Here is a 22,617-nt window from a genome sequence, read left to right on the forward strand (position 1 = left end):
GCCTCGGCGCTGGCAAGAGACCATAGGAGTGATGACGAGAGAGGTCAGTGGTCCCGAGGGTGTGTGGCGTCACTGGCAGCGATAGCCGGGGCGGAAGACGTTCTCCATGCGCTCCACGGCCGGATCGTAGAGGACGCGGTCGGCCTTCGGATATGCGATGGCGAAGATGCTGACGATCCTGTTGCCGCAGGAGAACATCACCTTCTCATAGTAGATCAGATCGTCCTTGTAGCCGCTCACAACGAACCAGGACTTGCCTCTCGGCTCGTAGGTGAGGTTCTGCTCGCCGCCGGCATTTTCGATCATCCAGCGCTTCAGGCTGGCCGGTGTCGCCCCCGCCTCCTTGTCCCAGGCGCCATACATGAGCTTGGCGCGCCCATCGTCGGAGACGAAATAGTTGAAGGCCGGACGGTCGTCGCCCTCGATTGGGATAAAGATGGCCTGCGGAACGGCGTAGCGGTAGCCTGTGACGGCGTCGCGCCTGTTCGACCAGTCGTAAGGCGCTGCAAAGGCGCTCCCCGTCAGAAGGCCTGCGAAGGCCGCTACGAGGATGCCGAGGATTGCATTGCGAGCTGTCATTGCGCCTGCCTCTCCGCTGAGGGGAGCAGGCTCGCGTCAGCCCCTCCCGTTTTCGTGCTTGCAGGAGCTAACGAGGGGCGCAGGAAGGCTGTTCCCGCAAAAATGGTGGGGAGAGAGCCGTTCGCAGGTCAGCAGGCCGCTGCGCAGCCCTCTGCGCGGACCTCGTCGACAGCCGCGGCGAGATCGCCGTAGAGGTCGTCGCTTTCCAGGACACGCCGGTCGCCTACGAGCATGAAGGGCACGCCCGGAACGTCGAGCGCATCGGCGACGAGGAAGTTCTTGGCGAGGGTCGCGCTGACCTCATCGCCGTTCGCATCCGCCTTCAGCTTGTCCATATCGAGACCGACATCCTCGGCAATGCGCAGGGCCCGGTTCTGGGTGATCCGCCCCCTCGCCTCGAACAGCGCCTTATGGAGCGGCCAGTATTGGCCTTGGGCATCGGCGGCAAGCGCGATCCTGGCGGCGATTTCCGAGTCGCGGCCCAGAATCGGAAGCTGCTTCACGATCAGCCGAACGCCATCCTTCTCCGCGACGAGACGGTCGATGGCGGGCTCGGCCCGTCGGCAATCGGGACAGTTGAAGTCGGTGAAGAGGACGACGGGCACGTCGCCATCGCCGACGATTGGATCCTCGCCGCGATAGATCTCATCCGCGTGCTCGGAAACCGCCTCTTGCAGGCGCCCACCGCTGCCGCCAGCCGCAAATGCGACGATGCCCGCGCATCCAAGCAGCACAGACAGCAGCAGAATGGCGGGCAGCTTTCGCACGGGGGTCTCCCCCTATGAAATCGGGTTGAGGCCTTTAGGCCGGCGGCGGGCCGAAGACGAGCACCGCGTTGAGGCCACCAAACGCGAACGAGTTCGACATGGCGTAGCTGACCTCGCGCTCCTTGCCTTGGAGCGGCGTGTAATCGAGATCGCACTCCGGGTCCGGATCGGTCAAACCGGCGGTCGGCGGCACGTAGTTCTCTTCGATGGCCTTGATCGCCGCCACAGCCTCGATACCGCCGCCGGCGCCTAGGCAATGGCCATGCATGGACTTGGTGGAGGAGATCGAAACGTTGTTGGCGGCGTTGCCGAACACCCGCTTGATGGCGCGGGTCTCGTTGAGGTCATTGACCGCGGTCGCCGTGCCGTGGGCGTTGATGTAGTCGATATCGCTGGGCGACAGCTCGCTGTCGGTCAGCGCCATCTCCATGGCGGCGGACGCACCGTCGATGGACGGGTTGACCATGTCGGCCGCATCGGCCGTGCTGCCGTAGCCCATAAGCTCGGCGAGGATCGGCGCACCGCGCTCCTTGGCGTGCTCGTACTCTTCGAGCATCAGGATGCCGGCGCCTTCGGCCAGCACAGTGCCGTTGCGATTCTTCGAGAACGGGAACAGCCCGTCGGGGCTCAGCACGCGCATGGCCTGCCAGGCCCGGGTCGCACCCCAGTTCAGGGAGGCCTCGGCGGCGCCGCCGATGCCGAAATCGACCAGGCCTTCGCGGATCATCCGATACACGTTGCCGATCGAATGGCTCGCGGTGGAGCATGCGCTCACCAGGCCATAGGTCGGGCCCTTGATGCCGTATTCGATGGAGACGTGTGCAGACGCCGAGCTGCCAATGGCCTTCAGCAGGGTCAGCGGATGGGTCGCACGCTTATTCTCCTGGAACAGCATCTTGTAGGAGAACTCGAGCGTCGTCAGACCGCCCACGCCGGAGCCGATCACGCAAGCGGAGCGATAGGCTTCCTTGTCGGCGATCGGCGTCTCGATCTTGGACATCTCGACCGCCTCGGCCGCAGCGCAGCCGGCATACTGGGAGTACTTGTCGGCCAGCATGAGAGGCCGGCTCTTCAGGTGCACCTTGGGATCGAAGTCCGGCACTTCGCCGGCAATGGTGATGTAGAGATCCTGGGTGTCGAAACTCTCCACCTCGCGAATCCCAACCTTGCCGGCCTTGAGGCCAGACCAAAATTTTTCGACCCCTGTACCCAAAGGGGTGACGACGCCGTGACCAGTGATCACAACGCGTCTGCGACCGTTTGTTTTTGTCATGTAGTGCTAAGCCGTTACTCCAGCCCCATTCAACGCCCGAGTTCGGCCCCGGGCTGCAGAAAAGCTGGCTAAGCCGCTGCGCCCGAAGACTTCGTCTCGGCAATGATGTTATTCACGCGATCGACAACAGATCCGACCGTCGCGAACGCCTCGACCTCTTCGTTCGCATTATACGGGATTTCAATACCGAAGGTATCTTCAATATCGAACACGATGACCGCCAGATCGAGGGACTCGATCTCCAGCTCGCTGAGCGGGGTCTCAAGAGTCACCTCCTTGGAGGGATCCTTCATGTTCTTGCGCAAAATCTCGATGATTTTGTCAGCCACATCGTCCATAATTACTCTCCCTGCCCCGTGAACCGGGGTCCGATCGAATGGGTCCCTGAGCTAAATCATAGCTAATGCAAGGGCAAGTCGGCGTTTGGAATAGACTTAAAATCTCTTCCAGTCTACCGGCTCAAGTGCAATCGCTCCTCAGCTGCGGGTTCTCATCCCCAACAAAATTGGCGTTTTTACGCCTAACCACGCCACGGTTTCAGCATAATTGTGAACCGCTCGGCGATGGCCCCCGTCCGACACCCTGGTCTAAATATATTAAAACTCTAGACCGGCCCCAACAAGAGCCCCCGCAATCGTCATCACATGTGTTGCAATGGCCGTTGCGGAAAAGCATCCTAAGCGAAAAGTCTTAAAGAAAGAGCCAAGACGCTTATGGGGAGAAACGCCAGGAACGGCACTCCGAGCCGTCCGCCCTTACCGCAAGGGGGGCGGGATGACAAGGGACGTCCTGACGCACCATGCGCCGTCGGGCGGCCTTGGCTCAAGTCCTATCCGGCCGGAATCGACTGGGAAATGGCGCTTACGCCCGGACTTTTGACCGACATGTTCGATGCGGCGGCGGAGCGTCACAGCGATCAGCCTTGCACCTATTTTATGGGCAAGCGGCTCAGCTACTCCGAAATTGCCGGTCTCGCCGACCGGGCCGCCAAGGGACTGCAGGCCATGGGCGTGCAGAAAGGCAGCCGAGTCGGGCTGCTGCTTCCCAATACGCCGACCTTCATCGTCTACTATTTCGCCGTGCTGAAGGCCGGCGGCACGGTGGTCAACTTCAACCCGCTCTACAGCGTGGAGGAGATCGAGTTCCAGATCCGCGACAGCGGCACGGAAATCATGATCACCCTCGATCTCAGCCTTACGTTCCAGAAGGTAGAGGCGGCTCTTGAGAATGGCGTCCTCGATCGGGCGGTCGTCGCCTCGTTCACCAGCCTGCTGCCGAAGCTCAAATCGGCGGTGCTGCGATTCAGCCCCGGCTCACGACTCGCCAAGGTCGCGACCTCGCCGGCCCGCGACAAGATCTTCCTGGAAAAGACGCTGCTTCAGAATGACGGCGACTACGAGCCCCCGTCGCTTAAGCCCTCCGATATCGCCGTGCTGCAATATACCGGCGGCACGACGGGCACGCCGAAGGGCGCGGTGCTGACCCACGGCAATCTCACGGTCAATATTCAGCAGGTGAAGGCTTGGTGGCTCGAATCGGAACGGGGCTCCAACCGGATCATCGGCGTGCTTCCGTTCTTTCACGTCTTCGCCATGACCACGGTGATGAATTTCGGCGTGCATGAGGGGATGGAGATGATCCTGGTGCCCCGATTCGAGCTGATCGGCACCCTGAAGCTCATCGACAAGCTCAAGCCCAGCATGATGCCCGGCGTGCCGACCCTGTTCGGCGCCATGATGCGCTTCCACAGCATCGAGAAGTTCGACCTGACATCGCTGCAGTTCTGCATCTCCGGCGGCGCCGCGCTGCCCTTGGAGACGAAGAAGGGATTCGAGGCCATCGCCGGATGCAATCTGGTCGAAGGCTATGGCTTGAGCGAGACCTCGCCCGTGGCCACCTGCAACCCAATGGACCGGGCGCCGCGAGAGGGCTCCATCGGCCTCCCCCTGCCCGGAACGGATATCTCCATCCGGTCCCTGGACGATCCCGCCCAGGAGATGCCCCTCGGCGAGCGTGGGGAGATCTGTATCGCCGGGCCCCAGGTGATGCCCGAATACTGGAACAAGGCGGAGGAGAGTGCTGAGGCCTTTGTGGGCCGCTTCTTCCGCACCGGCGATGTCGGCTACATAGACGAGGAAGGCTACATCTTCATCGTCGACCGGTTGAAGGACATGATCACCTGCTCCGGCTTCAACGTCTATCCGCGCCGGATCGAGGATGCGTTCTACAGCCACCCGGCGGTCGAGGAGGTGACGGTAATCGGAATCCCCGACACCTATCGGGGCGAGGCGCCGAAGGCGTTCGTGAAGCTGAAGGAGGGCGAGACGGCCGACAAGGCGGCGCTCATCGCGTTCCTGCGCGAGAAGCTCTCCAAGATCGAGCTCCCGACGGAGATCGAATTCAGAGACGAGCTGCCGAAGACGATGATCGGCAAGCTATCCAAGAAAGAGCTGGTGGAAGAAGAGCGGAAACGCGCCCGCCGCGACGCGTCTTAAGCGTCGCGGCGGGCGCTGCGATTAGATCCGCTTAGCGGTAGGCCTGATAGACCGCGCCTTGCGTCTGGGTCGCCTGGGTGGAAGCTTCCTGGCCACCAAGCCAGGGCAGCTCACGGCGCAGCTTGCGAAGACGGCGACGCTCGCGCCAGGACAGATGGTCCTGATTGGCCAGAGCATCCGCTTCCGCATAGGCGTCGATTTCCGGCGGCCGCTGGTTCGGCATTGGCACCGACTCGCCCGGCTGGATCGCGCCCATGCCCGTCGTGTCGGCAGTCGCCGCGTCGGACATGGTTGCGGCCGAAGCCGTCTGAGCAGGCTGGCTCGATGCCGTCTGCTGACGGGTCGCGATGGAACCGGTCGATTCGCTCGTCGCCTTCACCTGGATGGGACGGGACGTTGCGTCCGGGCTCATCAGGTACATCTTCGACGGGCTGGCCGTGCCAAGCTCAGGAGCCGCATCAGGGCTCGCGGTGGTCAGCACGAAGCCGTAACCGGCCGTCGCGTCGCGGTGCGCCGGCGGCAGAGTCGGGTTGAGCGCATTGCTCTTGACCTCAGCCGTCTTGGCCTCGGGCTCTGCAGAGCGGGAGGAAGACGTCAGACCGGACGGCATACCGCCGAGGCTCGCCTGCATACGGCGGGGCTCCGGCTTCTCGGCTTCGGGCTCTTCAGCCTCAGCCACAACCTGTTCCGGCTCTGCAGGCTCTTCGGTCTCTTCCTTGACCTCGATCTGCTTCGGCTCTTCCGGCTCCGGATTAAACTGAGTCCGCGTCCAGTTCTTCTGGCCGCAGAGGAACATGGCCATGCAGCCCTTCAGAATAATCTGGTTGGAACTCGCGAGGGTGAGCGTGGCCTTGTAGGTGCCGCCATCCTCGGGATTGTAGATCTGTCCCTTCCAGGTGTTGGCGCTCGCAGGCGTCAGTCCCTGGAAGATCGGCAGGCCGATGATGGTCCGGCCGCGCAGAGATGGGTTCTCGTTCCGGGCGTCGTGCAGAGGCTGGCCCTGATCGTTATAGGGGTCGCGCAGCCACACGATCTTGCTGCAAAGCTGATTGCGCCCGCATTGGCTAATCTGGAGCTTGGCGGCGCCGTCTTCCTTGAGCCAGTACCCGACGGGTGAGGCAGCCATGGCCTCCCCTGCCAGCCCAAGCCAGCCGAGCGCGAGAAGTCCCAGGGTGGTCGCTACATATCGATGCTGCATAAGCACCTCCTCGAATTGGGCGCGGCAAGCGTGCATATATGCCAGCCCCACAACACAGTACCCCCTGTTTTACTAATGCCCGGTTTCCGGGTCTTACCAATTCGTAAACTGTTTTTGTTCCCTGCGGTAGCTATCATGAAGCGGACCCTGCCGTGGTGTCTACCCCTTGGGCGGATTCATGAGCCTTATTCGACTCAGACGCTTCCGCTCCGGGCATCACCGGTTCCGCTTCCTTTTCGGGCTGCGATGCTTGAAGCGAGCGATCTGCAGATATCCCCTCCACGATCGCCGCAACCCCCATACCGCCTGCGGTGCAGACGGAAATCAATCCGCGCTGGCCGCCGCCCTGATTCAGCAGCTTGGCCAAGACGGGTAAAATACGCCCGCCAGTTGCGGCGAAAGGATGACCAAAGGCGATACTGGAGCCTTTTATATTAAGTTTTCTGCGGTCGACGGCCCCCAAAGCCGCCTCCCGGCCGAGACGCTCCCGGCAATATTCTTCCGATTCCCAGGCTGCCAGCGTGGCGAGCACCTGAGCGGCGAATGCCTCATGAATCTCATAATAATCAAAGTCTTGCAGGGCCAATCCTGTTCCAGCCAGCAATTCGCTCACCGCAACGGTCGGCGCCATCAGGAGGCCTTCGCCGGCCACGAAATCGATCGCGGACGTGCGGCTTGTGGAAAGATAGGCCAGCACGGGCAGATTGTGCTTCGACGCCCATTCCTCTGAGGCAAGCAGCACGGAAGAAGCCCCATCGGTGAGCGGCGTGGCGTTCGCCGCGGTGATGGTGCCGTGCTCCTTGTCGAAGACCGGCTTCAGCTCGGCGATCTTCTCCAGGGAGATATCCTCGCGGATATTGTTGTCCCGGAAGACACCGGCGCAGGGCACGACGAGATCGTCCATGAAGCCTTCGTCGTAGGCGGCGGCCGCCTTCTTATGGCTCTCATAGGCCAAAAGATCCTGATCTTCGCGGGTGATTCCCCAGCGTTTGGCCATCAGCTCGGCATGCTCGCCCATGGTCAGCCCGGTGCGCGGCTCGGCCGTATTCGGCGGCTGCGGGGCGATCTCGGCGGGGCTGAAGCCCTTGAAGGCGCCGAGCTTTGCGCCGAGCGACCTGGCCCTTGAGAGGCCGATCAGGCGCTGAGCGAACTTCCGATGAAAAACGATGGGCGCATCGCTGGTCGTGTCGGAGCCGATGGCAATGCCCGACTCGATCTGGCCCGTGGCGATCTTGGCCGCGAGCCCCATGGCCGCCTGGAGGCTGGTGCCGCAGGCCTGCATCATGGTGACGGCGGGCGTGGTGGGCGACAGGGCGCTGCCGATCACCGCCTCGCGGGCGAGGTTCCAATCCTTGGCATGGGTGACAACTGCGCCGCCGACCACCTCGCCGACATGAAGGCCGTGGAGCGCATAGCGGTCGACCAGCCCATCCAGGGCCGCCCCCAGCATGTCGAGATTGGTGAGATCCGCGTAAGCCGTATGGGAACGGCAGAAGGGAATCCGGCTGCCGCCGACAATGGCGACTTTGCGCAAGCCTAGCTGCGTATTGGTCTGGTCCATGATCGCCCCCCTACGCCGCGACGGCGCTGTCTTGCGCGTTCTGTGTTTCGCGATAGTGAAGCGGCCCGCCGCGGAAAGGCGCGAAGCCGGTGCCGAAGATCACGCCCGCATCGACGAGATCGCCGCTCTCGACCACATGATCGTCGCGGGCGCGCTCGGCCTCGTCGAGCAGTGGCTTGATGAGCTCAGCAGCAAGACGGTCCAACTCCTCAGGCTCGTATTCGGCCTCTTCCCGGAGCGGCTTGCCGTCCTTCCAGACATAGAAGCCTTCGCCAGTCTTCTTGCCGAGCTTGCCCTCCTTCACCAGGCGCGAAAGCGTGTTCTCGCCTTCCGGTGCGAGACCGAGGGTCTTGCCGACATGGTCGCAGATATCGAGGCCGACCATGTCCATGAGTTCAAGCGGCCCCATGGGCATGCCGAACTTCTCGGCCGCCTGGTCGATCTTCTCCCGCGGCTGGCCGCTTTCGAACTGGGCCACGGATTCCATCATGTAGGGCGCGAGCACCCGGTTCACGAGGAAGCCCGGGACGCTGCGCACGATGAGCGGCATCTTGTTGATGGCGGTGACGAAGAGGCAGGCCTTGCGCACCTCGTCTTCCCGGCTCTGCTCGCCACGCACCACCTCGACCAGGGGAAGCTGGGGCACGGGATTGAAGAAGTGCAGGCCGATCAGCCGGCCGGGATCCTTCAGGCCTTCGGCGATGTCCTCAAGCTTGAGGGACGAGGTGTTGGTGGCCAGCACCGCGCCGGGCTTGAGCTTCTCCTCGATATCCTTGAAGAGGCTCTGCTTCACATCGAGCTTCTCGACGATGGCCTCGATGACGACGTCGGCGCGGGGCAGATGCTTGCCGTGGGGATCGGCGACGAGGCGGGCCTTGGCGGCATCCTGATCGCGCTTGCTGCGCAGGCGCTTCTTGAACAGCTTCTGGCCGCGGGCGAGGCCCTTCTCGAGCTGCTCCTCGCTCAGATCCTGCAAACTCGCCTGCATGCCGGAGACCACGCACCAGGCGGCGATATCCGCTCCCATGGTGCCGGCGCCGATGACATGCACCCGAAGCGGGCGGAAGGCATCCATCCCCTTCTCCTGCTTGGGCGCTTCCGCCTTCAGCATCTCGGAGAGCTTGAAGACGCGGCGGAGATTGCGGGAGGTGTCGCTCACCATGAGCGGGGCGAAGGCTTCCGTCTCCTCGCTCTTCATCTCCTTCAGGTCGCCGCCATACTGCTCGAAGAGATCGATGAGGCGGAACGGCGCGGGATAATGATCCTCGCGCACCTTGGCTTTGGTCTTCTTGCGCATCTGGCCGGCGAGATAGCCGCGGATGGGTGACATCTGCATCATGCGCTGCAGCCAGCCGGCGCCCTTGGAATGACGCTTCTTGAGCACCGCCTTGCGGGCCGCCCAGCGCAGCCCGTGATGGGTCGGGACGAGCTGGTCAACCAGGCCGATGGCCCGGGCCGCGGTGGGCCGGTAGAACTTGGCCGTCAGCATGGCCGTCATGGCGTTGAGCGGGCCCGCCTGACGGATGGAGCGGATCGTGCCGTTGAGGCCGGGGAAGATGCCGAGCTTCACCTCGGGGAATCCGAGTCGCGTCCCTTCCTCCCGGTCGGCGATGCGCCAATCGCAGGCGAGCACCAGCTCCAGCCCGCCGCCGAGACAATAGCCATGGATGGCGGCAACCACCGGCACGCGCAGCTTCTCGATGCGGTCGAGCAGCTCAAGCGGCGGCGAGAGCACCTCCTTCACTTTCTCTTCGGTGTCGAACTCCTCGAACTCGCGGATATCGGCGCCGGCGATAAAGTTGTCCTTGCCGCTCATGAGCACGAGGCCCTTCACGGCGCCGTCCCTGGCCAGCTCTTCCGTCTTGGCGACGATGGCGTCCAGCTCCTCAAGGGGCCGGCGGCCGAGCGAGTTCACGCTCTCGCCTTCACGGTCGAAGATGGCCCAGGCGATGTTTTCGACATCGATGGAGAAGCGCCAGTCCTTTAGGTCCGGCAGCGGGGTCTTGTCGTGGATCATGCTCACTCGGCAGCGTATTGGTGGGTCGCGTTATGCGGATCGTCACCGGCGCGTGCGGCCGGCGAGAGGTCGGATGCTTCGAAATGGTCGACGGCGATGGCCTGGGCGACCAACTCCTCGGTCTCCCGCAGGCGCTGGGCCTCCTCAGGCGTGACGATGCCCTTGGCTTCCGCATCGCCGATCCAGTCGGTCTCGAAATTGCGGACAATCTCGCCCTTGCGGATCGCAGCTTCCAGGCGGCGCTCGGCGCCCTCGTTGGCGACGACGGACAGGAAGGCCTTCTCCAGAAGCCCCGTCGGATAGGCCGGATCGTCGGTCAAGAAGATCTCAGAGGTGATGCGGTCGCGCAGGCGGCCCGGCTGAAGCACGGCGCGGACGATGCCCTTGGCATCGGCATCGCTTGGCCCTCTACGGCGGATGCCGAAGGGGAAGACGAGTTGGCGCAGCACGGGGCCGGCGACAGGCACGGGGAAGTCTGAGAGGGCCGCATCGAGGGCAGCGTCGAAACGCTGAAGCGAGGCGGTCGCGGCGTATTCGAAGAGCGCCAGGTCGTCCGGCTGATAGCCGTCCTCCTCATAGCGCTTGATGAGGCAGGAGAGCATGTAGAGCTCGGTCAGCGCATCGGCGAGACGCCCCGACGTGCGCTGATGCTTCTTCAGCCCGCCCCCCAGCAGCGCCGCAGCCATATCCGCGACAAGGGCGAAGGAGCGCGTGCCGCGGGCGAGCTGGCGGTACCAGCGCTTGGTGAGGCCCGCGTCGGGCGGCGAATCCGCGAACACCCCGAAGGTCAGATTGTGGAAGGCCGCACCGAAGACGTTGCTCAGCATGAAGGAGATATGGCCGTTGAAGGCGGTCTCGAAGCGGCGGAAGCCGGCTTCCCGATCGTCGTCCTGCACCGCCTCGATCTCGGTCAGGAGATAGGGGTGGGCGCGGATCGACCCTTGTGCGAACACGATCAGGGTGCGGGTCAGGATATTGGCGCCCTCCACCGTGATGCCGATGGGCATCATCTGATATGCGCTCTGGAGATAGTTGGACGGCCCATCGCAGATGCCCCTGCCGCCGTGGATGTCCATGGCCGCTTGAAGCGCTTCGCGCATGCGCTCGGTGGAGGCGTATTTCAGGAGCGCAGAGATCACCGCGGGCTTCTGGCCTTGGGAGACCATCGCTGCGGTCACGCCGCGCGCGGCTTCCAGGGTGTAGGCCGCCTCGGTGAGCTCGGCCAGGGGCTCCTCGATCCCTTCCATGTAACCGATGGGCAGGCCGAACTGGCGGCGCACCCGCGCATAGGCGGTCGTGTGGCGGAGCATCGACTTGGCGGCGGCGGCGCTCACAGCCGGCAGCGAGATGGAGCGCCCCGCGGCGAGACAGCTCATAAGCATGGGCCAGCCACGGCCGGCGCCCTCGGCTCCGCCGATCACCCAATCGATGGGGATGAAGACGTCCTTACCGCTCGTGGGACCGTTCGGAAAGGCGCAGCCGGTCGGCGCATGGCGGCGGCCGATCTCGACGCCCTCGTGGTCGGTCGGGATGAGGCCGAGCGTGATGCCGACATCCTCACCCTTGCCCAGCAGGTTCTCAGGGTCTTCCAGGCGGAAGGCGAGACCCAGCAGCGTCGCCTTGGGTGCCAGGGTGATGTAGCGCTTGTTCCAGGTGACCCGGATGCCCAGGGTCTGGCGGCCTTCATGCTCGCCCATGGTGACGACGCCAACATCGCGCATGGCGGCGGCGTCGGAGCCGGAGAACGGGCCGGTGAGCGCGAAGCACGGCAGCTCTTCGCCATGAGCCAGACGCGGCAGGAAGTAGGATTTCTGCTCGTCGGTGCCGAAGTTCTCCACCAGCTCGCCGGGACCCAGCGAATTCGGGACCATGACGATGACGCTGGCATCGGCGCTGCGGGACGCGATCTTGCCGATTACGAGAGACTGGGCCTGAGCTGAGAAGCCGAGACCGCCATGTTCTTTTGAGATGAGCATGCCGAAGAAGCCCTGCTCGGCGATGAAGCGCCAGATGTCTTCCGGCAAGTCGCAAAGCTCGCGGCGGATCTGCCAATCGTCGATGCGGCGGCACAGCTCTTCCGTCGGCCCGTCGAGGAAGGCGCGCTCTTCGTCCGTCAGCTCGACGCCGGGCAGATCGCGAAGGCCGTCCCAATCGGGGGTGCCGGAGAACAGCTCCGCATCCCAGCCGGTGGTACCGGCCTCAAGCGCCTCGCGCTCGGTGTCGGAGATCTTGGGCAGCGCGCTGCGCAGCGCCTTATAGGCGGGCTGGGTAATCAGCGAGCGGCGGACCGGATCGAAGGTCAGGGCGAAGAGGAAGGCGGCGAAGGCCCAGCCAACCCAGGCCCACCAGGGAAAGACCGGCGGGTGGAGGCTCCCCTCGGCCAGCCCCAGCTGCAGCGCCAGGGTGTAGCCGGCGACGGCGGCGGCCCAGGCGATGAGGGACGCGCGATACATCGCGAGCGCGAAGAGGCCAGCAAGGCCGATAAAGAACATGAGCAAGCCGGGCAGCATCAGATCCTCTCAAGAAGACGTGTCAAATTCCGCACCACCCTGCCCGGAAGAGAGCATACACAGTGACACGGCTTGACGACAAATCTCCTCTTTTCTTGCTAACCCGGGGTTTCGACGAAGGTTCGGGTGCCGGGATGGGCGCCTCATCCGGCAAATGCCGGCGTGTGGGCGCGTCATGGTTAAGTTTTGCTTGAAAACTCATAAGGACCGATTAACGCGCGTCCCATTTCGGTGCCGCTCTGTGAGCGCTTCGATTCCTATCTCTTTCCTAGCCCCGGCTGCCGTGCCGCACCGTGCTTTCCTTGTATCGGCTCTGTGGATTGGCTAGCGTTTTTGGAGCCTCTGGGAAACGAATAGGCGCACACGGGAGAGATATGGAAGATCCAGAACGCCCTCAGCTCAGCCCCTATCAGGTCGAGCTGGAAGAGGGAAAACGCTATGCTTGGTGCCGCTGCGGACGGAGCGAAAAGCAGCCCTTCTGCGACGGTAAACACGCCGGCACGGGCATCGAGCCCCTGCTGTTCACCGCAGAGCGCACGGAGACGGCGCTGCTTTGCGGCTGCAAGGATACGGGCGACCCGCCCTACTGCGACGGCTCCCATCTGATGATCTTCTGATTGGGCGGGAACGTGCCCGAAGTAGAGAGGCGGAGAGTTTTCTCTGCCTCTTGCCTTCCGGCGCGTAATCCGTTCTGCTCCACACCCAATCGGAAAACAAATTTGCGTCGCCCTGGCCTTCCCGTTTTTGGGGGAGCGGAGGCAAACACGGACGGCGGATGGAATATTTCTTACAGCAGCTGATCAACGGGATCGCGCTCGGCTCCATCTATGGGCTGATCGCGATCGGCTACACGATGGTCTATGGGATCATCGGCATGATCAATTTCGCCCATGGCGACGTGTTCATGGTTGGCGCCTTCATCGCGCTGATCAGCTTTCTCGGACTCATGGCGGTCGGGGTCACCTTCGTGCCGCTGGCGCTGATCTTGGTGCTGGTGGTGGCGATGCTGCTCACCTCCGCCTGGGGCTGGACCATCGAGCGGGTCGCCTATCGGCCGTTGCGTAGCTCGTTCCGCCTGGCCCCGCTGATCACCGCCATCGGCATGTCCATCGTGCTTCAGAACTTCATGCAGGTGGCGCAAGGTGCCCGGGTGAAGCCGCTGCAGCCCGTTATCACCGGCGGGTTCGAGATGTTCACAGGCGACAATTTCGCCGTCACCCTTTCCAACATCCAGATCCTGATCGTGCTGACCACCATCGTCCTGATGGCGGTGTTCTGGCTGATCATCGACCGGACGCCTTTGGGGCGCTCGCTTAGAGCCTGCGAGCAGGACCGGATGATGGCGGCGCTGTGCGGGGTGAATGTCGACCGCACGATATCGCTCACCTTCGTCATGGGCGCGGCGCTCGCCGCCGTGGCCGGGCTGCTCTACCTCCTCTATTACGGCGTGATCGACTTCTTCATCGGCTTCATCGCCGGCATCAAAGCCTTCACCGCCGCCGTGCTGGGCGGGATCGGATCGCTGCCGGGTGCCATGCTGGGCGGGCTGATCATCGGCCTGATCGAGACCTTCTGGTCCGCCTATTTCACCATTGAATATAAGGACGTGGCCGCCTTCTCCATGCTGGCCCTGGTGCTGATCTTCTTCCCGTCCGGCCTGCTCGGCCGCCCGGAAGTGGAGAAGGTATAGTCTTGGAGCCGGCCTCGCCCGAAAAACCTCGGCTGGTGCCGGCGCTGCGGGATGCGGCCATCGCGGCCGGAATTGCGTTTCTGCTCTTTTGTCTGGTTCTCGGCGTCCGCACAGAGGATGGTGTCTACGGCCTCACTCTGCAGCCGCGGCCCGTGTTGCTGGCGGTGGTCGTCGGGATCGTCTTCTTCGGCCGGCTTGCTCTCAACCTCTTCTGGTGGGACCGCAATTGGCGGTTTCCGAGGCTGCCCTTCGTCGGCCGGAAATCGGAAGACACGCGCGCCCGCGCCTCCAGCGACATTCATAGAATAGGCCTGATCCTGATCGGATTCGCTGCGGTCTTTCCGCTGCTGGGCATCGTCCTCAACAATGTCTTCGGGGCGAACCTGCCCCTGCTCTATCTGATCGACCTCTCCATTCTGGTGCTCACCTATGTGATGCTGGGCTGGGGGCTCAATATCGTGGTGGGGCTCGCCGGCCTGCTGGACCTCGGCTACGTCGCCTTCTACGCGGTCGGCGCCTATACGTTCGCGATCCTCGCCACCACCTTCGGCTGGAGCTTCTGGATGTGCCTGCCGCTGGCGGGCATTCTGGCCGCCTTCTGGGGCATCATCCTCGGCTTTCCGGTCTTGCGGCTGCGGGGCGACTATCTCGCCATCGTGACTTTGGCGTTCGGTGAGATCATCCGGGTGGTGATCCAGAACTGGACGGAGCTGACCGGCGGGCCGAACGGCATCTCCAACATTCCGGAGCCCAGCTTTTTTGGGCTGGAATTCGCCTTCCGCGGCGAGAACACGTTCCACAAGTTCTTCGGCCTGCCCTACGACGCGATCTACGGCAGCATCTGGCTCTACTACATCATCCTGGTGCTGGCGCTCATCACCAACTTCGTGACCCTGCGCCTGCGCCGGCTTCCCATCGGGCGCGCCTGGGAAGCCTTGCGGGAAGATGAGATCGCCTGCCGTTCGCTTGGCATCAACACGACCACCACCAAGCTTTCCGCCTTCGCCACGGGCGCCCTGTTCGGTGGGTTCGCCGGTTCGTTCTTCGCTGCAAGGCAGAGCTTTATCAGCCCGGAATCCTTCACCTTCATCGAATCCGCCATCATCCTGTCCATCGTCGTCCTGGGCGGCATGGGCTCACAGCTCGGCGTGGCGATCGCGGCGGTGGTGATGATCGGCGGCTTCGAGGCGCTCCGCCACACGGACAGCCTGCAGCTCATCTTCGGCACGGGCTTCGATCCGACGCTTTATCGGATGCTGTTCTTCGGCCTCGCCATGGTGGCCATCATGGTGTGGCGCCCGCGGGGGCTGGTCTCGACCCGGAAGCCGTCCGTGACGCTGCATGAGGACTCGGACGCCATCTCCAGCGATCTCGTGAGCGAGGGGCGCGGATGAGCGCGGGCGCAAGCGATACTCCGGTGCTTAAGGTGGAGCATCTCACCATGCGCTTCGGCGGGCTGGTGGCCGTTGACGACGTGTCCCTAGAGGCGCGCCGCGGCGAGATCACAGCGCTGATCGGGCCCAACGGCGCCGGCAAGACCACGGTCTTCAACTGTATCACCGGCTTCTACAAGCCGACCGAAGGCATGATCATCCTCACCCAGGCGAACGGGCGGCGTTACCTGCTTGAGCGCATGGACGACCATGTGATCAACGCCACGGCGGGCGTGGCGCGTACCTTCCAGAATATCCGCCTCTTCCCCGGCATGACCGTGCTGGAGAATTTGATGGTCGCTCAGCATCAGATGCTGACGGCAGGCCCTGCCCGGGCGCTGGGCTCGCTGATCGGTCTTGCCGCTTACAAGCGGGCGGAAGCGGATGCGTTGTCTCTCGCCATCCATTGGCTGGAGCGGGTCGGGCTGACGGCGCGGGCCGATCAGGCGGCGGGCGATCTCCCCTACGGCGATCAGCGCAGGCTGGAGATCGCACGGGCCATGTGCACCCGGCCGGAGCTGCTTTGCCTCGACGAGCCTGCAGCCGGCCTGAATGCGCGGGAGAGCGATGAGCTGAACGGATTGCTGCGCTCCATCTGCACCGAGGAGAACACAGCCATCCTCCTGATCGAGCACGATATGAGCGTGGTGATGCGGATCTCCGACCACGTCATCGTGCTGGACCATGGCAGCGTCATTGCCGACGGGCCGCCGGACGAGGTCCAGAATGACGAGCATGTGATCGCCGCTTATCTCGGCGTGCCCGACGAAGAGGTGGCCGAGGTGGAGAAGGAGGTCGGCGCGTGAGCGAGGCCTTGCTCGAAATCCGCGATCTCGTCGTGGGGTACGGACACCACCCCGTGCTGCACGGCATCGACCTCAGCGTGAAGGAAGGCGAGATCGCCGCCATCATCGGTGCCAACGGGGCCGGCAAGACCACGCTGATGATGTCGATCTTCGGCAATCCCAAGCCGTCCTCCGGGCGCATCCTGTTCGAAGGACGGGACATCACCGATCTGCCGCCCCATGAGGTTGCTCATGAGCGGATCGCCCAATCGCCGGAAGGGCGGCGAATCTTCGCCCGGATGACGGTGCTGGAAAATCTCCAGATGGGCACCCTGATCGCACCCGACAAAGAACGCTACGAGGACGACCTCGCCCATGTGTTCGAGCTGTTCCCGGTGCTGAAGACCCGCAAGGACCAGCGGGCCGGCACGCTGTCGGGTGGCGAGCAGCAGATGCTGGCCATCGCGCGAGCGCTCATGGGCCAGCCGCGGCTGCTGCTTCTGGACGAGCCGTCGCTGGGGCTGGCGCCGCTGATCACACGGCAGATCTTCGCTGCCATCAAAGCGCTCAACGAGGAAGGGCTCACCGTCTTGCTGGTGGAGCAGAACGCCTATCACGCCCTGAAGCTCGCCTCTTGCGGCTATGTGATGGTGAACGGCCGCATCACGCTTTCGGGCAGCGGGACCGAGCTTCTGGAAAGCGACGAGGTCCGCCGCTCCTATCTGGAAGGCGGCGCGTCGACGCCATCGGCAGACGAAGCCAAGAAGGGGGGCAAGCGATGATCTGGCTCTCCGACGACGGCGCTCTCGTCTTCTTCGTGCTTACGGTCGTGATCGGCGGCGGAGCAGCCTATCTCTCCGCCCGCAGCCTGGCGCTTGGCTGGCGCGCCTTCTGGCAGGTCGCAGCCTATATGCTGCTTCTGGCTGCCGCGGTGCGCTTCTTCCACTACGCGCTGTTCGATGGAGAGCTGCTCTCCGCCTACTACTATCTTGTCACCTATCTCGTGCTGCTCGCCATCGCGGGCCTCGCCTACCGGCTCACACGAACGACACAAATGGTGACGCAATATCCTTGGCTCTATGAGCGCTCCAGCCCGTTGAGCTGGCGGGACCGCTAAGACGACAAACTGCTCCGCACCCGTTGGCGACGGCCGGAATTGCGCTAGAGTGCGCCGCAACTGGCCGAAAAGCCCGTTGGCCGGAGAAGCTTGGAGGGATGACATGGGTAAGTTTTGGAGCGTCACTGCATTAGCGGCCACGTTCGCCGTTCTGGCAGGTTTGGCGGGCTGCGGAGACGGCTCGGACGAGGATGTCACCACCATCGGTGTGGTGGGGCCGCTGACCCTGCAATACGCCTCCTTCGGCGAGCAGATGAAGCAGGGCGCGGATCTCGCGGTCGCCGATATCAACAAGGCCGGCGGCGTTCTCGGCAAGCAGCTCGAAGTGGATTATGGCGACGATGCCTGCGATCCGAAGCAGGCGGTGGCCGTGGCCGGCCAGATGGTTGGCGCCCGGGTGCCCCTGGTGGTGGGGCATTTCTGTTCCGGCTCTTCGATCCCGGCCGCCCAGATCTACGGCGATGCGGATCTCGTGATGATCTCGCCTGCCTCCACCAACCCCACCCTCACCGACGACCGGGCGGGTCCGAATATCTACCGGGTTTGTGGCCGTGACGATCAGCAAGGCGCCGTGGCCGGGAACTACATCGCCGACCATTTCGCCGGCAAGAACATCGCCATCGTCCACGACAAGACCGCCTACGGGAAGGGTCTCGCCGACCAGACCAAGAAGGCCATGAACGAGGCGGGGCTGGAGGAGAAGCTCTACGAGGCGATCACCGCCAACGAGAAGGATTATTCGGCGCTCGTCTCCAAGCTGAAGCGCAACAATATCGATCTCATCTTCCTCGGCGGCTATCACACCGAAGCTGGCCTCATCACGCGCCAGATGCGCGATCAGGGTCTCGATACGGTGATGATGGGCGGCGATGCGCTAGTCAGCCAGGAATACTGGTCCATCACGGGCGATGCGGGCGAAGGCACGCTGATGACCTTCTCCCCCGATCCGCGCAACAACCCCGCGGCGAAGGATGTGGTGGAGCGGTTCGAGGCCAAGGGCGTCGAGCCTGAAGGCTACGTGCTCTACACCTACGCCGCCATCCAGGCCTGGGCGGAAGCAGCCGAGAAAGCCGGCACCACCTCCTCCATCGAGGTGACGGAAGCGCTGAACAACAACGCGTTCGACACGGTGATCGGCAAGTTCCGCTTCAACGAGAAGGGCGATCCAAACCTGCCGCCCTACGCGGTCTATCGCTGGAAGGACGGCAAATACGCCGAGATCGACACCAAGAGCGGCGAAGCGGTCGTCACGGATGGTGAGACGGAAGACAAAACGCCGGAGGTGCACCCCGTCGAAGCCGAGAGGCCGGGCGGCGAGGAGAACGATCCGACGGAATAAGCCGGCAGAGAACTCGCCCTTTCGAAGCCGAAGGGGCGAGGCTTTCGCCTAGCTCTTCTTGGGAGGCGCCGCTTCCTTGGTGGCTATGAACTCAGCCTCCAAAGCCTTCTCGAGATCGACGAGATCCTGGGGCAACGGCATGCCATAGGCGCGCATTTCGTTCAGGCGTTCGCGAACCTGCTCGTAGAGCTCGTGCCGGTCTTCCGGCTGCTCTTCCATCTGATTGATGAGCATAGCGATTTCCGCCTGCAGATCGTCGAATGCCATATGCGTCGAGCCTCCTTCACAATTGGCCGGATCGGAGCATAAAGCAGCCGTTTGAGCAAGCAGATGCGCGCAAGCGGGATTGCGGCCATGGCCAATCGCTTGCATAGTCGCGGCAGGGCTGACGCGCGGGGGCGAGAGGCATGGGCAGCATCACAATCAACACGATCATCGGCTTCATCCTGGCACTGCTGTTCGCCATGGTGATGGGCATCTCCATGCAGGCGATTCTGGTGGGCGACTATCTGCAGTCCCAGAACGTCATGAGCGAGACCACCCAGATGACGTTGCGGATCGCGGGCTTCTCCGGCGCGCTCGCCGCCCTGCTCACCTGGTGGGCTCAGCGCTTCGCCGCCATGCGCGGCTTCATCGTCCGCTTCGTCTTTGCGCTTTTTATCTTCGCGCTCGCCTTCTTCAGCTTTGGCGGGCTGCTGCGGGTGATCTGGACCCATGTCACCTATCCGAACCAGCAGGACTGGTCGTTCGCGGGGCTCTATTTCGCCTCCATCAACGACTTCTATTCCTTCGTGCTGTTCATGATCGGCCCGTCCCTGCCCGCCTATGTGATGCTGCTGATCGGCGCCGGGCTCTATATCGCGATCTTCGGGCCCCGGGAGCGCGAGACCGTCTAGGCCGTCTGTCGCGCTCAATTCCCGAAGCGCGACGTTGCGGCCGGCCGAGCGCCTGTTGATTGCGCGTCAGCCGAATTGAGGCTTTGGCGCCGCTCTGCTAGACGAAGGCTCGAATTTCACGCGACAGAGGCGGCCTTAAGCCCCTCGCCTTCATTCAGGTCTTCATATGATCCCTCGCTACAGCCGTCCGGACATGACGCGCATCTGGGAACCGGAGAACCGGTTCAAAATCTGGCTCGAAATCGAGACCGCCGCCGCAGAGGCCATGGCGGATCTCGGGCTCATCCCCAAGGAGGCGGCGGAGGCCGTCCGGGCGAAGGGCGATTTCGACATCGAGCGGATCGACGAGATCGAGGCGGAGGTGAAGCACGACGTGATCGCCTTCCTCACCTCGGTATCGGAGCATGTGGGGCCGGAGGCGCGCTTCCTGCACCAGGGCATGACCTCGTCTGACGTGCTCGACACCTGCCTGAACCTGCAGCTCGTGCAGGCGGCGGACATTCTGCTCGCCGATCTCGAAAAGCTGCTGGAAGCGCTGAAGAAGCGCGCCTACGAGCATAAGGATACGGTCACCGTCGGGCGCAGCCACGGCATCCATGCGGAGCCGACGACCTTCGGGCTGAAGCTGGCCTTCGCCTATGCCGAGTTCGACCGCAACAAGCAGCGGCTGGAAGCCGCCCGGGAAGAGGTCGCGACCTGCGCCATCTCCGGCGCGGTCGGCACCTTCGCCCATCCCGATCCGCGGATCGAGGAGGCTGTGGCCAAGCATCTGGGCCTGAAGCCCGAACCGATCTCCACCCAGATCATTCCGCGGGACCGCCATGCGGCGTTCTTCGCAACGCTCGCCGTGATCGCCGGCTCGTTGGAGCGGGTCGCCACGGAGATCCGCCACCTGCAGCGCACCGAGGTGCTGGAGGCCGAGGAGCGGTTCGGCTCCGGCCAAAAGGGCTCATCGGCCATGCCGCATAAGCGCAATCCGGTGCTGTCGGAGAACCTGACCGGCATCGCCCGCCTGGTGCGTGGCTACGCCATGCCGGCATTGGAGAACGTCGCGCTGTGGCATGAGCGGGATATCTCCCACTCCTCCGTGGAACGGGTTATCGGGCCGGACGCCACCATCGCGCTGGACTTTGCGCTCCACCGCCTGACCGGCGTGATCGAGGGGCTCGTGGTCTATCCTGAGCGGATGCAGGCCAATCTGGACAAGCTCGGCGGGCTCATCCATTCCCAGCGGGTGCTGCTGGCGCTGACCAATGCCGGCGTGTCGCGAGAGGATGCCTACCGGCTGGTGCAGCGGAACGCCATGAAGGTCTGGGAAGGCGACGCCGATTTCCTGACCGAGCTTTTGGCCGACCCGGAAGTGACGGGCGCGCTGTCCGAAGAGCAGCTCCGCGCCCAGTTCGATCTCGGCTATCACACCAAGCATGTCGACACGATCTTCGAGCGAGTGTTCGGAGCGTAAAGCGCCTACGCCCCGAACCGATCCGGCTCTTCAAGCGGCCACTTAGCGGGCTGGCTGAAAGCCGGGGATAGGACGGTTTCCGTCGCGCTTCCCCGTGCCAGCCTGGCCATGAGCAGGCTTGGGCGGCTTTGCCCGCCCCTCAGCCGCCGCCCTGCCCCTAAGGGCCTCAGGCGTTGTGCCCTTCTTCTGATTCTTCTGAGCCGGTTTCTTGTTCGTCGATTTTTTCGCCGCGGGCTTCTTGTTCGAAGACTTGTTGCCCGACGATTTGTGACGGTCGCGGTCGTAGCCGCCGCTACGATGCCGGTCACGATCGTAGTCGCGATGGCTCCCGCTGCGATACCGGTCGCGGTCATAGCGGTCCCGGTCATAATGATCGTAGCGATCACGGTCATAATGACGGTGGCCGTAGTCCCAGTCGCGGTCACGATACCTGTCGTAGCGGTCATAGCGATCGTAATAGCGGTAGCGCGGGTAAGGCTGGACCAGCGGGTACGGGTCGTAGGGCACGTAGCCGTAATCGTAGCTGGGATAGTCGTTATAGCCCGGCGAACTGTAGCCGTATCCCACTGCGTCGAAGTCGAGATACATCTCGGCGACATAGCCACCGGCCGCTTCGCACCAGCCGAAATTGCAGTTGAGGGCATCCACCGTGGTGCCGCCCGGAAGGCTGCCGATGATCGGCGATCCGGTGGTGGGTGCTGCGCGGACATTGAGATTGGTCGTGACCAGGGCCGGCGCGGCGGATGCTGCGCCTGACATCGCGATCAAAGCGATGGCGGCCAGGCAAAATGTTGCGATTGCTCGCATGACTTCTGTCCTCCCGCCCGACCTCGGCTGGTTCGGACGTTTCATGTGGACGGCCTAACGCTTGATTTCAAACGAATTAAGGCAGAGGCGCCAATGCGCCACTTGCCGAGGTGCTACTTGACGTAGCCGGCCTCCGCATCGCCTGCGGAGCCGAAGATATGGGGCCGGTAGCGATAGCGGTTGCGCTCCCGCGGGCTCAGAATGTAGCGGCGCGGGTAAAAGCGCGGCGGCACGGCCGCGTAAGGCGGGAGTTCGCGGTAGACATTCGTGGAGCGGTAGTGACCGGCCCGATAGGGATATGGCGGATCGATCACGATCACCTCCGGCACCGGCCCTGCCTGGCCGCCGGCAAGCCCCACCATGCTGGCGAAGCCGTCCTGGCCGCGCCACTCGACGGCGCACCAATTGTCGGCGCAGTCGCCGATATCGATGCGGCTGCCGGCCGGCATCGTCGCGATGATCTGATACTGGGTGCCCGGTCCGGTGCGCAGGTTGAGATCGGCGGTGGTGTGGGCCTGACCTGCGTCGGCGGATGAGGCGAAGAGCCCAGCAACGGCCGCGACGGCAAGGACGGCGAAACTCCGCGCAAGCTTACTCACGCTCCAGGCTGTCTTGCTCCGCATCGACCTACTCCTGCTTTTCCCTGCCGCGAACTCCATAAGCGCTTCGTTCGGCACGCGCTGAGACC

21 protein-coding genes are annotated in these 22,617 nt (G+C 63.5%); 10 read left to right on the top strand and 11 right to left on the bottom strand.

Features of this window, described 5'->3' with window-relative positions; translation table 11 throughout:
* Positions 1–69 precede the first annotated feature (69 nt).
* From ACFQ2F_RS10900 to ACFQ2F_RS10915, 4 genes are all read right to left on the bottom strand, one after another.
* On the bottom strand, positions 70–579 hold the full coding sequence (locus tag ACFQ2F_RS10900) for a hypothetical protein (RefSeq protein ID WP_379089748.1): 510 nt from the start codon (positions 577–579) through the stop codon (positions 70–72).
* Positions 580–707: 128 nt separating this feature from the next.
* Entirely contained in the window at positions 708–1,346 is a 639-nt protein-coding gene (locus ACFQ2F_RS10905; protein ID WP_379089750.1) for a DsbA family protein, read from the bottom strand.
* 34 nt (positions 1,347–1,380) lie between these two features.
* Positions 1,381–2,619, bottom strand: a complete 1,239-nt coding sequence (locus ACFQ2F_RS10910) for a beta-ketoacyl-[acyl-carrier-protein] synthase family protein (RefSeq protein ID WP_379089752.1) — start codon at positions 2,617–2,619, stop codon at positions 1,381–1,383.
* 68 nt (positions 2,620–2,687) lie between these two features.
* Positions 2,688–2,957: an acyl carrier protein gene (locus ACFQ2F_RS10915; RefSeq protein WP_379089754.1), complete on the bottom strand. Its 270-nt coding sequence runs from the start codon at positions 2,955–2,957 to the stop codon at positions 2,688–2,690.
* A 516-nt stretch (positions 2,958–3,473) separates the two neighbouring features.
* On the opposite strand from ACFQ2F_RS10915, the gene ACFQ2F_RS10920 reads away from it, so the two are divergent.
* Entirely contained in the window at positions 3,474–5,114 is a 1,641-nt protein-coding gene (locus tag ACFQ2F_RS10920) for a long-chain-fatty-acid--CoA ligase (RefSeq protein ID WP_379089756.1), read from the top strand.
* A 31-nt stretch (positions 5,115–5,145) separates the two neighbouring features.
* On the opposite strand, the gene ACFQ2F_RS10925 is transcribed toward ACFQ2F_RS10920, so the two are convergent.
* The 4 genes from ACFQ2F_RS10925 to ACFQ2F_RS10940 form a co-directional block, all read right to left on the bottom strand.
* On the bottom strand, positions 5,146–6,312 hold the full coding sequence (locus ACFQ2F_RS10925; protein ID WP_379089758.1) for a DUF2147 domain-containing protein: 1,167 nt from the start codon (positions 6,310–6,312) through the stop codon (positions 5,146–5,148).
* Between the two features lie 133 nt (positions 6,313–6,445).
* On the bottom strand, positions 6,446–7,873 hold the full coding sequence (locus tag ACFQ2F_RS10930) for an acetyl-CoA C-acetyltransferase (RefSeq protein ID WP_379089760.1): 1,428 nt from the start codon (positions 7,871–7,873) through the stop codon (positions 6,446–6,448).
* 10 nt (positions 7,874–7,883) lie between these two features.
* The gene (locus ACFQ2F_RS10935) at positions 7,884–9,890 is read right to left on the bottom strand and encodes a 3-hydroxyacyl-CoA dehydrogenase NAD-binding domain-containing protein (RefSeq protein ID WP_379089762.1); all 2,007 of its coding nucleotides are present in this window, start codon (positions 9,888–9,890) and stop codon (positions 7,884–7,886) included.
* 2 nt (positions 9,891–9,892) lie between these two features.
* On the bottom strand, positions 9,893–12,400 hold the full coding sequence (locus ACFQ2F_RS10940) for an acyl-CoA dehydrogenase (protein ID WP_379089764.1): 2,508 nt from the start codon (positions 12,398–12,400) through the stop codon (positions 9,893–9,895).
* Positions 12,401–12,774: 374 nt separating this feature from the next.
* Between ACFQ2F_RS10940 and ACFQ2F_RS10945 the strand changes: the two genes are divergently transcribed.
* The 7 genes from ACFQ2F_RS10945 to ACFQ2F_RS10975 all read left to right on the top strand — a co-directional run bounded on the left by ACFQ2F_RS10945 (position 12,775) and on the right by ACFQ2F_RS10975 (position 18,764).
* Positions 12,775–13,017, top strand: a complete 243-nt coding sequence (locus ACFQ2F_RS10945; RefSeq protein WP_379089766.1) for a CDGSH iron-sulfur domain-containing protein — start codon at positions 12,775–12,777, stop codon at positions 13,015–13,017.
* Positions 13,018–13,175: 158 nt separating this feature from the next.
* Positions 13,176–14,090 (top strand): ABC transporter permease subunit, encoded by a 915-nt coding sequence (locus ACFQ2F_RS10950; protein ID WP_379089768.1) that lies wholly within the window; start codon positions 13,176–13,178, stop codon positions 14,088–14,090.
* Positions 14,091–14,092: 2 nt separating this feature from the next.
* The gene (gene livM, locus ACFQ2F_RS10955; RefSeq protein WP_379089769.1) at positions 14,093–15,484 is read left to right on the top strand and encodes a high-affinity branched-chain amino acid ABC transporter permease LivM; all 1,392 of its coding nucleotides are present in this window, start codon (positions 14,093–14,095) and stop codon (positions 15,482–15,484) included.
* Entirely contained in the window at positions 15,481–16,329 is an 849-nt protein-coding gene (locus tag ACFQ2F_RS10960) for an ABC transporter ATP-binding protein (RefSeq protein WP_379089771.1), read from the top strand. The genes livM and ACFQ2F_RS10960 overlap by 4 nt, the downstream gene beginning before the upstream one ends.
* On the top strand, positions 16,326–17,090 hold the full coding sequence (locus ACFQ2F_RS10965) for an ABC transporter ATP-binding protein (RefSeq protein ID WP_379089773.1): 765 nt from the start codon (positions 16,326–16,328) through the stop codon (positions 17,088–17,090). The genes ACFQ2F_RS10960 and ACFQ2F_RS10965 overlap by 4 nt, the downstream gene beginning before the upstream one ends.
* Complete coding sequence (locus ACFQ2F_RS10970; RefSeq protein WP_379089775.1) at positions 17,087–17,425, top strand: DUF6867 family protein; 339 nt, start codon at positions 17,087–17,089, stop codon at positions 17,423–17,425. Before ACFQ2F_RS10965 ends, ACFQ2F_RS10970 begins: the two co-directional genes overlap by 4 nt.
* A 103-nt stretch (positions 17,426–17,528) precedes the next feature.
* Complete coding sequence (locus tag ACFQ2F_RS10975) at positions 17,529–18,764, top strand: branched-chain amino acid ABC transporter substrate-binding protein (protein ID WP_379089777.1); 1,236 nt, start codon at positions 17,529–17,531, stop codon at positions 18,762–18,764.
* A 48-nt stretch (positions 18,765–18,812) separates the two neighbouring features.
* Here the strand turns inward: ACFQ2F_RS10975 and ACFQ2F_RS10980 are convergent, their stop codons facing one another.
* Complete coding sequence (locus tag ACFQ2F_RS10980; protein WP_379089779.1) at positions 18,813–19,031, bottom strand: hypothetical protein; 219 nt, start codon at positions 19,029–19,031, stop codon at positions 18,813–18,815.
* A gap of 140 nt (positions 19,032–19,171) precedes the next feature.
* Between ACFQ2F_RS10980 and ACFQ2F_RS10985 the strand changes: the two genes are divergently transcribed.
* Positions 19,172–19,660 carry a hypothetical protein gene (locus ACFQ2F_RS10985; RefSeq protein WP_379089781.1) on the top strand — a complete coding sequence of 163 codons (489 nt, stop codon included), beginning with the start codon at positions 19,172–19,174 and terminating at the stop codon, positions 19,658–19,660.
* Between the two features lie 166 nt (positions 19,661–19,826).
* A complete protein-coding gene (gene purB / locus ACFQ2F_RS10990; protein WP_379089783.1) occupies positions 19,827–21,122 on the top strand; it encodes an adenylosuccinate lyase in 1,296 nt (431 codons plus the stop codon).
* Positions 21,123–21,164: 42 nt separating this feature from the next.
* Here purB and ACFQ2F_RS10995 read toward each other — a convergent pair whose 3' ends face one another.
* Both ACFQ2F_RS10995 and ACFQ2F_RS11000 read right to left on the bottom strand, forming a co-directional pair.
* Positions 21,165–21,929, bottom strand: a complete 765-nt coding sequence (locus ACFQ2F_RS10995) for an SH3 domain-containing protein (RefSeq protein ID WP_379089785.1) — start codon at positions 21,927–21,929, stop codon at positions 21,165–21,167.
* A 113-nt stretch (positions 21,930–22,042) separates the two neighbouring features.
* Positions 22,043–22,552: an SH3 domain-containing protein gene (locus tag ACFQ2F_RS11000; protein WP_379089787.1), complete on the bottom strand. Its 510-nt coding sequence runs from the start codon at positions 22,550–22,552 to the stop codon at positions 22,043–22,045.
* Between the last annotated feature and the right edge of the window lie 65 nt (positions 22,553–22,617).

The organism is Methyloligella solikamskensis (assembly GCF_042676065.1).
In the GTDB taxonomy this organism is placed as follows: Bacteria; Pseudomonadota; Alphaproteobacteria; order Rhizobiales; family Methyloligellaceae; genus Methyloligella; species Methyloligella solikamskensis.

Coding starts and splice junctions, on each gene's coding strand:
- ACFQ2F_RS10900 (WP_379089748.1), bottom strand. CDS start 579: ATGACAGCTCGCAATGCAATCCTCGGCATCCTCGTAGCGGCCTTCGCA.
- ACFQ2F_RS10910 (WP_379089752.1), bottom strand. CDS start 2,619: ATGACAAAAACAAACGGTCGCAGACGCGTTGTGATCACTGGTCACGGC.
- ACFQ2F_RS10915 (WP_379089754.1), bottom strand. CDS start 2,957: ATGGACGATGTGGCTGACAAAATCATCGAGATTTTGCGCAAGAACATG.
- ACFQ2F_RS10920 (WP_379089756.1), top strand. CDS start 3,474: ATGGCGCTTACGCCCGGACTTTTGACCGACATGTTCGATGCGGCGGCG.
- ACFQ2F_RS10925 (WP_379089758.1), bottom strand. CDS start 6,312: ATGCAGCATCGATATGTAGCGACCACCCTGGGACTTCTCGCGCTCGGC.
- ACFQ2F_RS10930 (WP_379089760.1), bottom strand. CDS start 7,873: ATGGACCAGACCAATACGCAGCTAGGCTTGCGCAAAGTCGCCATTGTC.
- ACFQ2F_RS10935 (WP_379089762.1), bottom strand. CDS start 9,890: ATGATCCACGACAAGACCCCGCTGCCGGACCTAAAGGACTGGCGCTTC.
- ACFQ2F_RS10940 (WP_379089764.1), bottom strand. CDS start 12,400: ATGCTGCCCGGCTTGCTCATGTTCTTTATCGGCCTTGCTGGCCTCTTC.
- ACFQ2F_RS10945 (WP_379089766.1), top strand. CDS start 12,775: ATGGAAGATCCAGAACGCCCTCAGCTCAGCCCCTATCAGGTCGAGCTG.
- ACFQ2F_RS10950 (WP_379089768.1), top strand. CDS start 13,176: ATGGAATATTTCTTACAGCAGCTGATCAACGGGATCGCGCTCGGCTCC.
- ACFQ2F_RS10960 (WP_379089771.1), top strand. CDS start 15,481: ATGAGCGCGGGCGCAAGCGATACTCCGGTGCTTAAGGTGGAGCATCTC.
- ACFQ2F_RS10970 (WP_379089775.1), top strand. CDS start 17,087: ATGATCTGGCTCTCCGACGACGGCGCTCTCGTCTTCTTCGTGCTTACG.
- ACFQ2F_RS10975 (WP_379089777.1), top strand. CDS start 17,529: ATGGGTAAGTTTTGGAGCGTCACTGCATTAGCGGCCACGTTCGCCGTT.
- ACFQ2F_RS10980 (WP_379089779.1), bottom strand. CDS start 19,031: ATGGCATTCGACGATCTGCAGGCGGAAATCGCTATGCTCATCAATCAG.
- ACFQ2F_RS10985 (WP_379089781.1), top strand. CDS start 19,172: ATGGGCAGCATCACAATCAACACGATCATCGGCTTCATCCTGGCACTG.
- purB (WP_379089783.1), top strand. CDS start 19,827: ATGATCCCTCGCTACAGCCGTCCGGACATGACGCGCATCTGGGAACCG.
- ACFQ2F_RS10995 (WP_379089785.1), bottom strand. CDS start 21,929: ATGCGAGCAATCGCAACATTTTGCCTGGCCGCCATCGCTTTGATCGCG.
- ACFQ2F_RS11000 (WP_379089787.1), bottom strand. CDS start 22,552: ATGCGGAGCAAGACAGCCTGGAGCGTGAGTAAGCTTGCGCGGAGTTTC.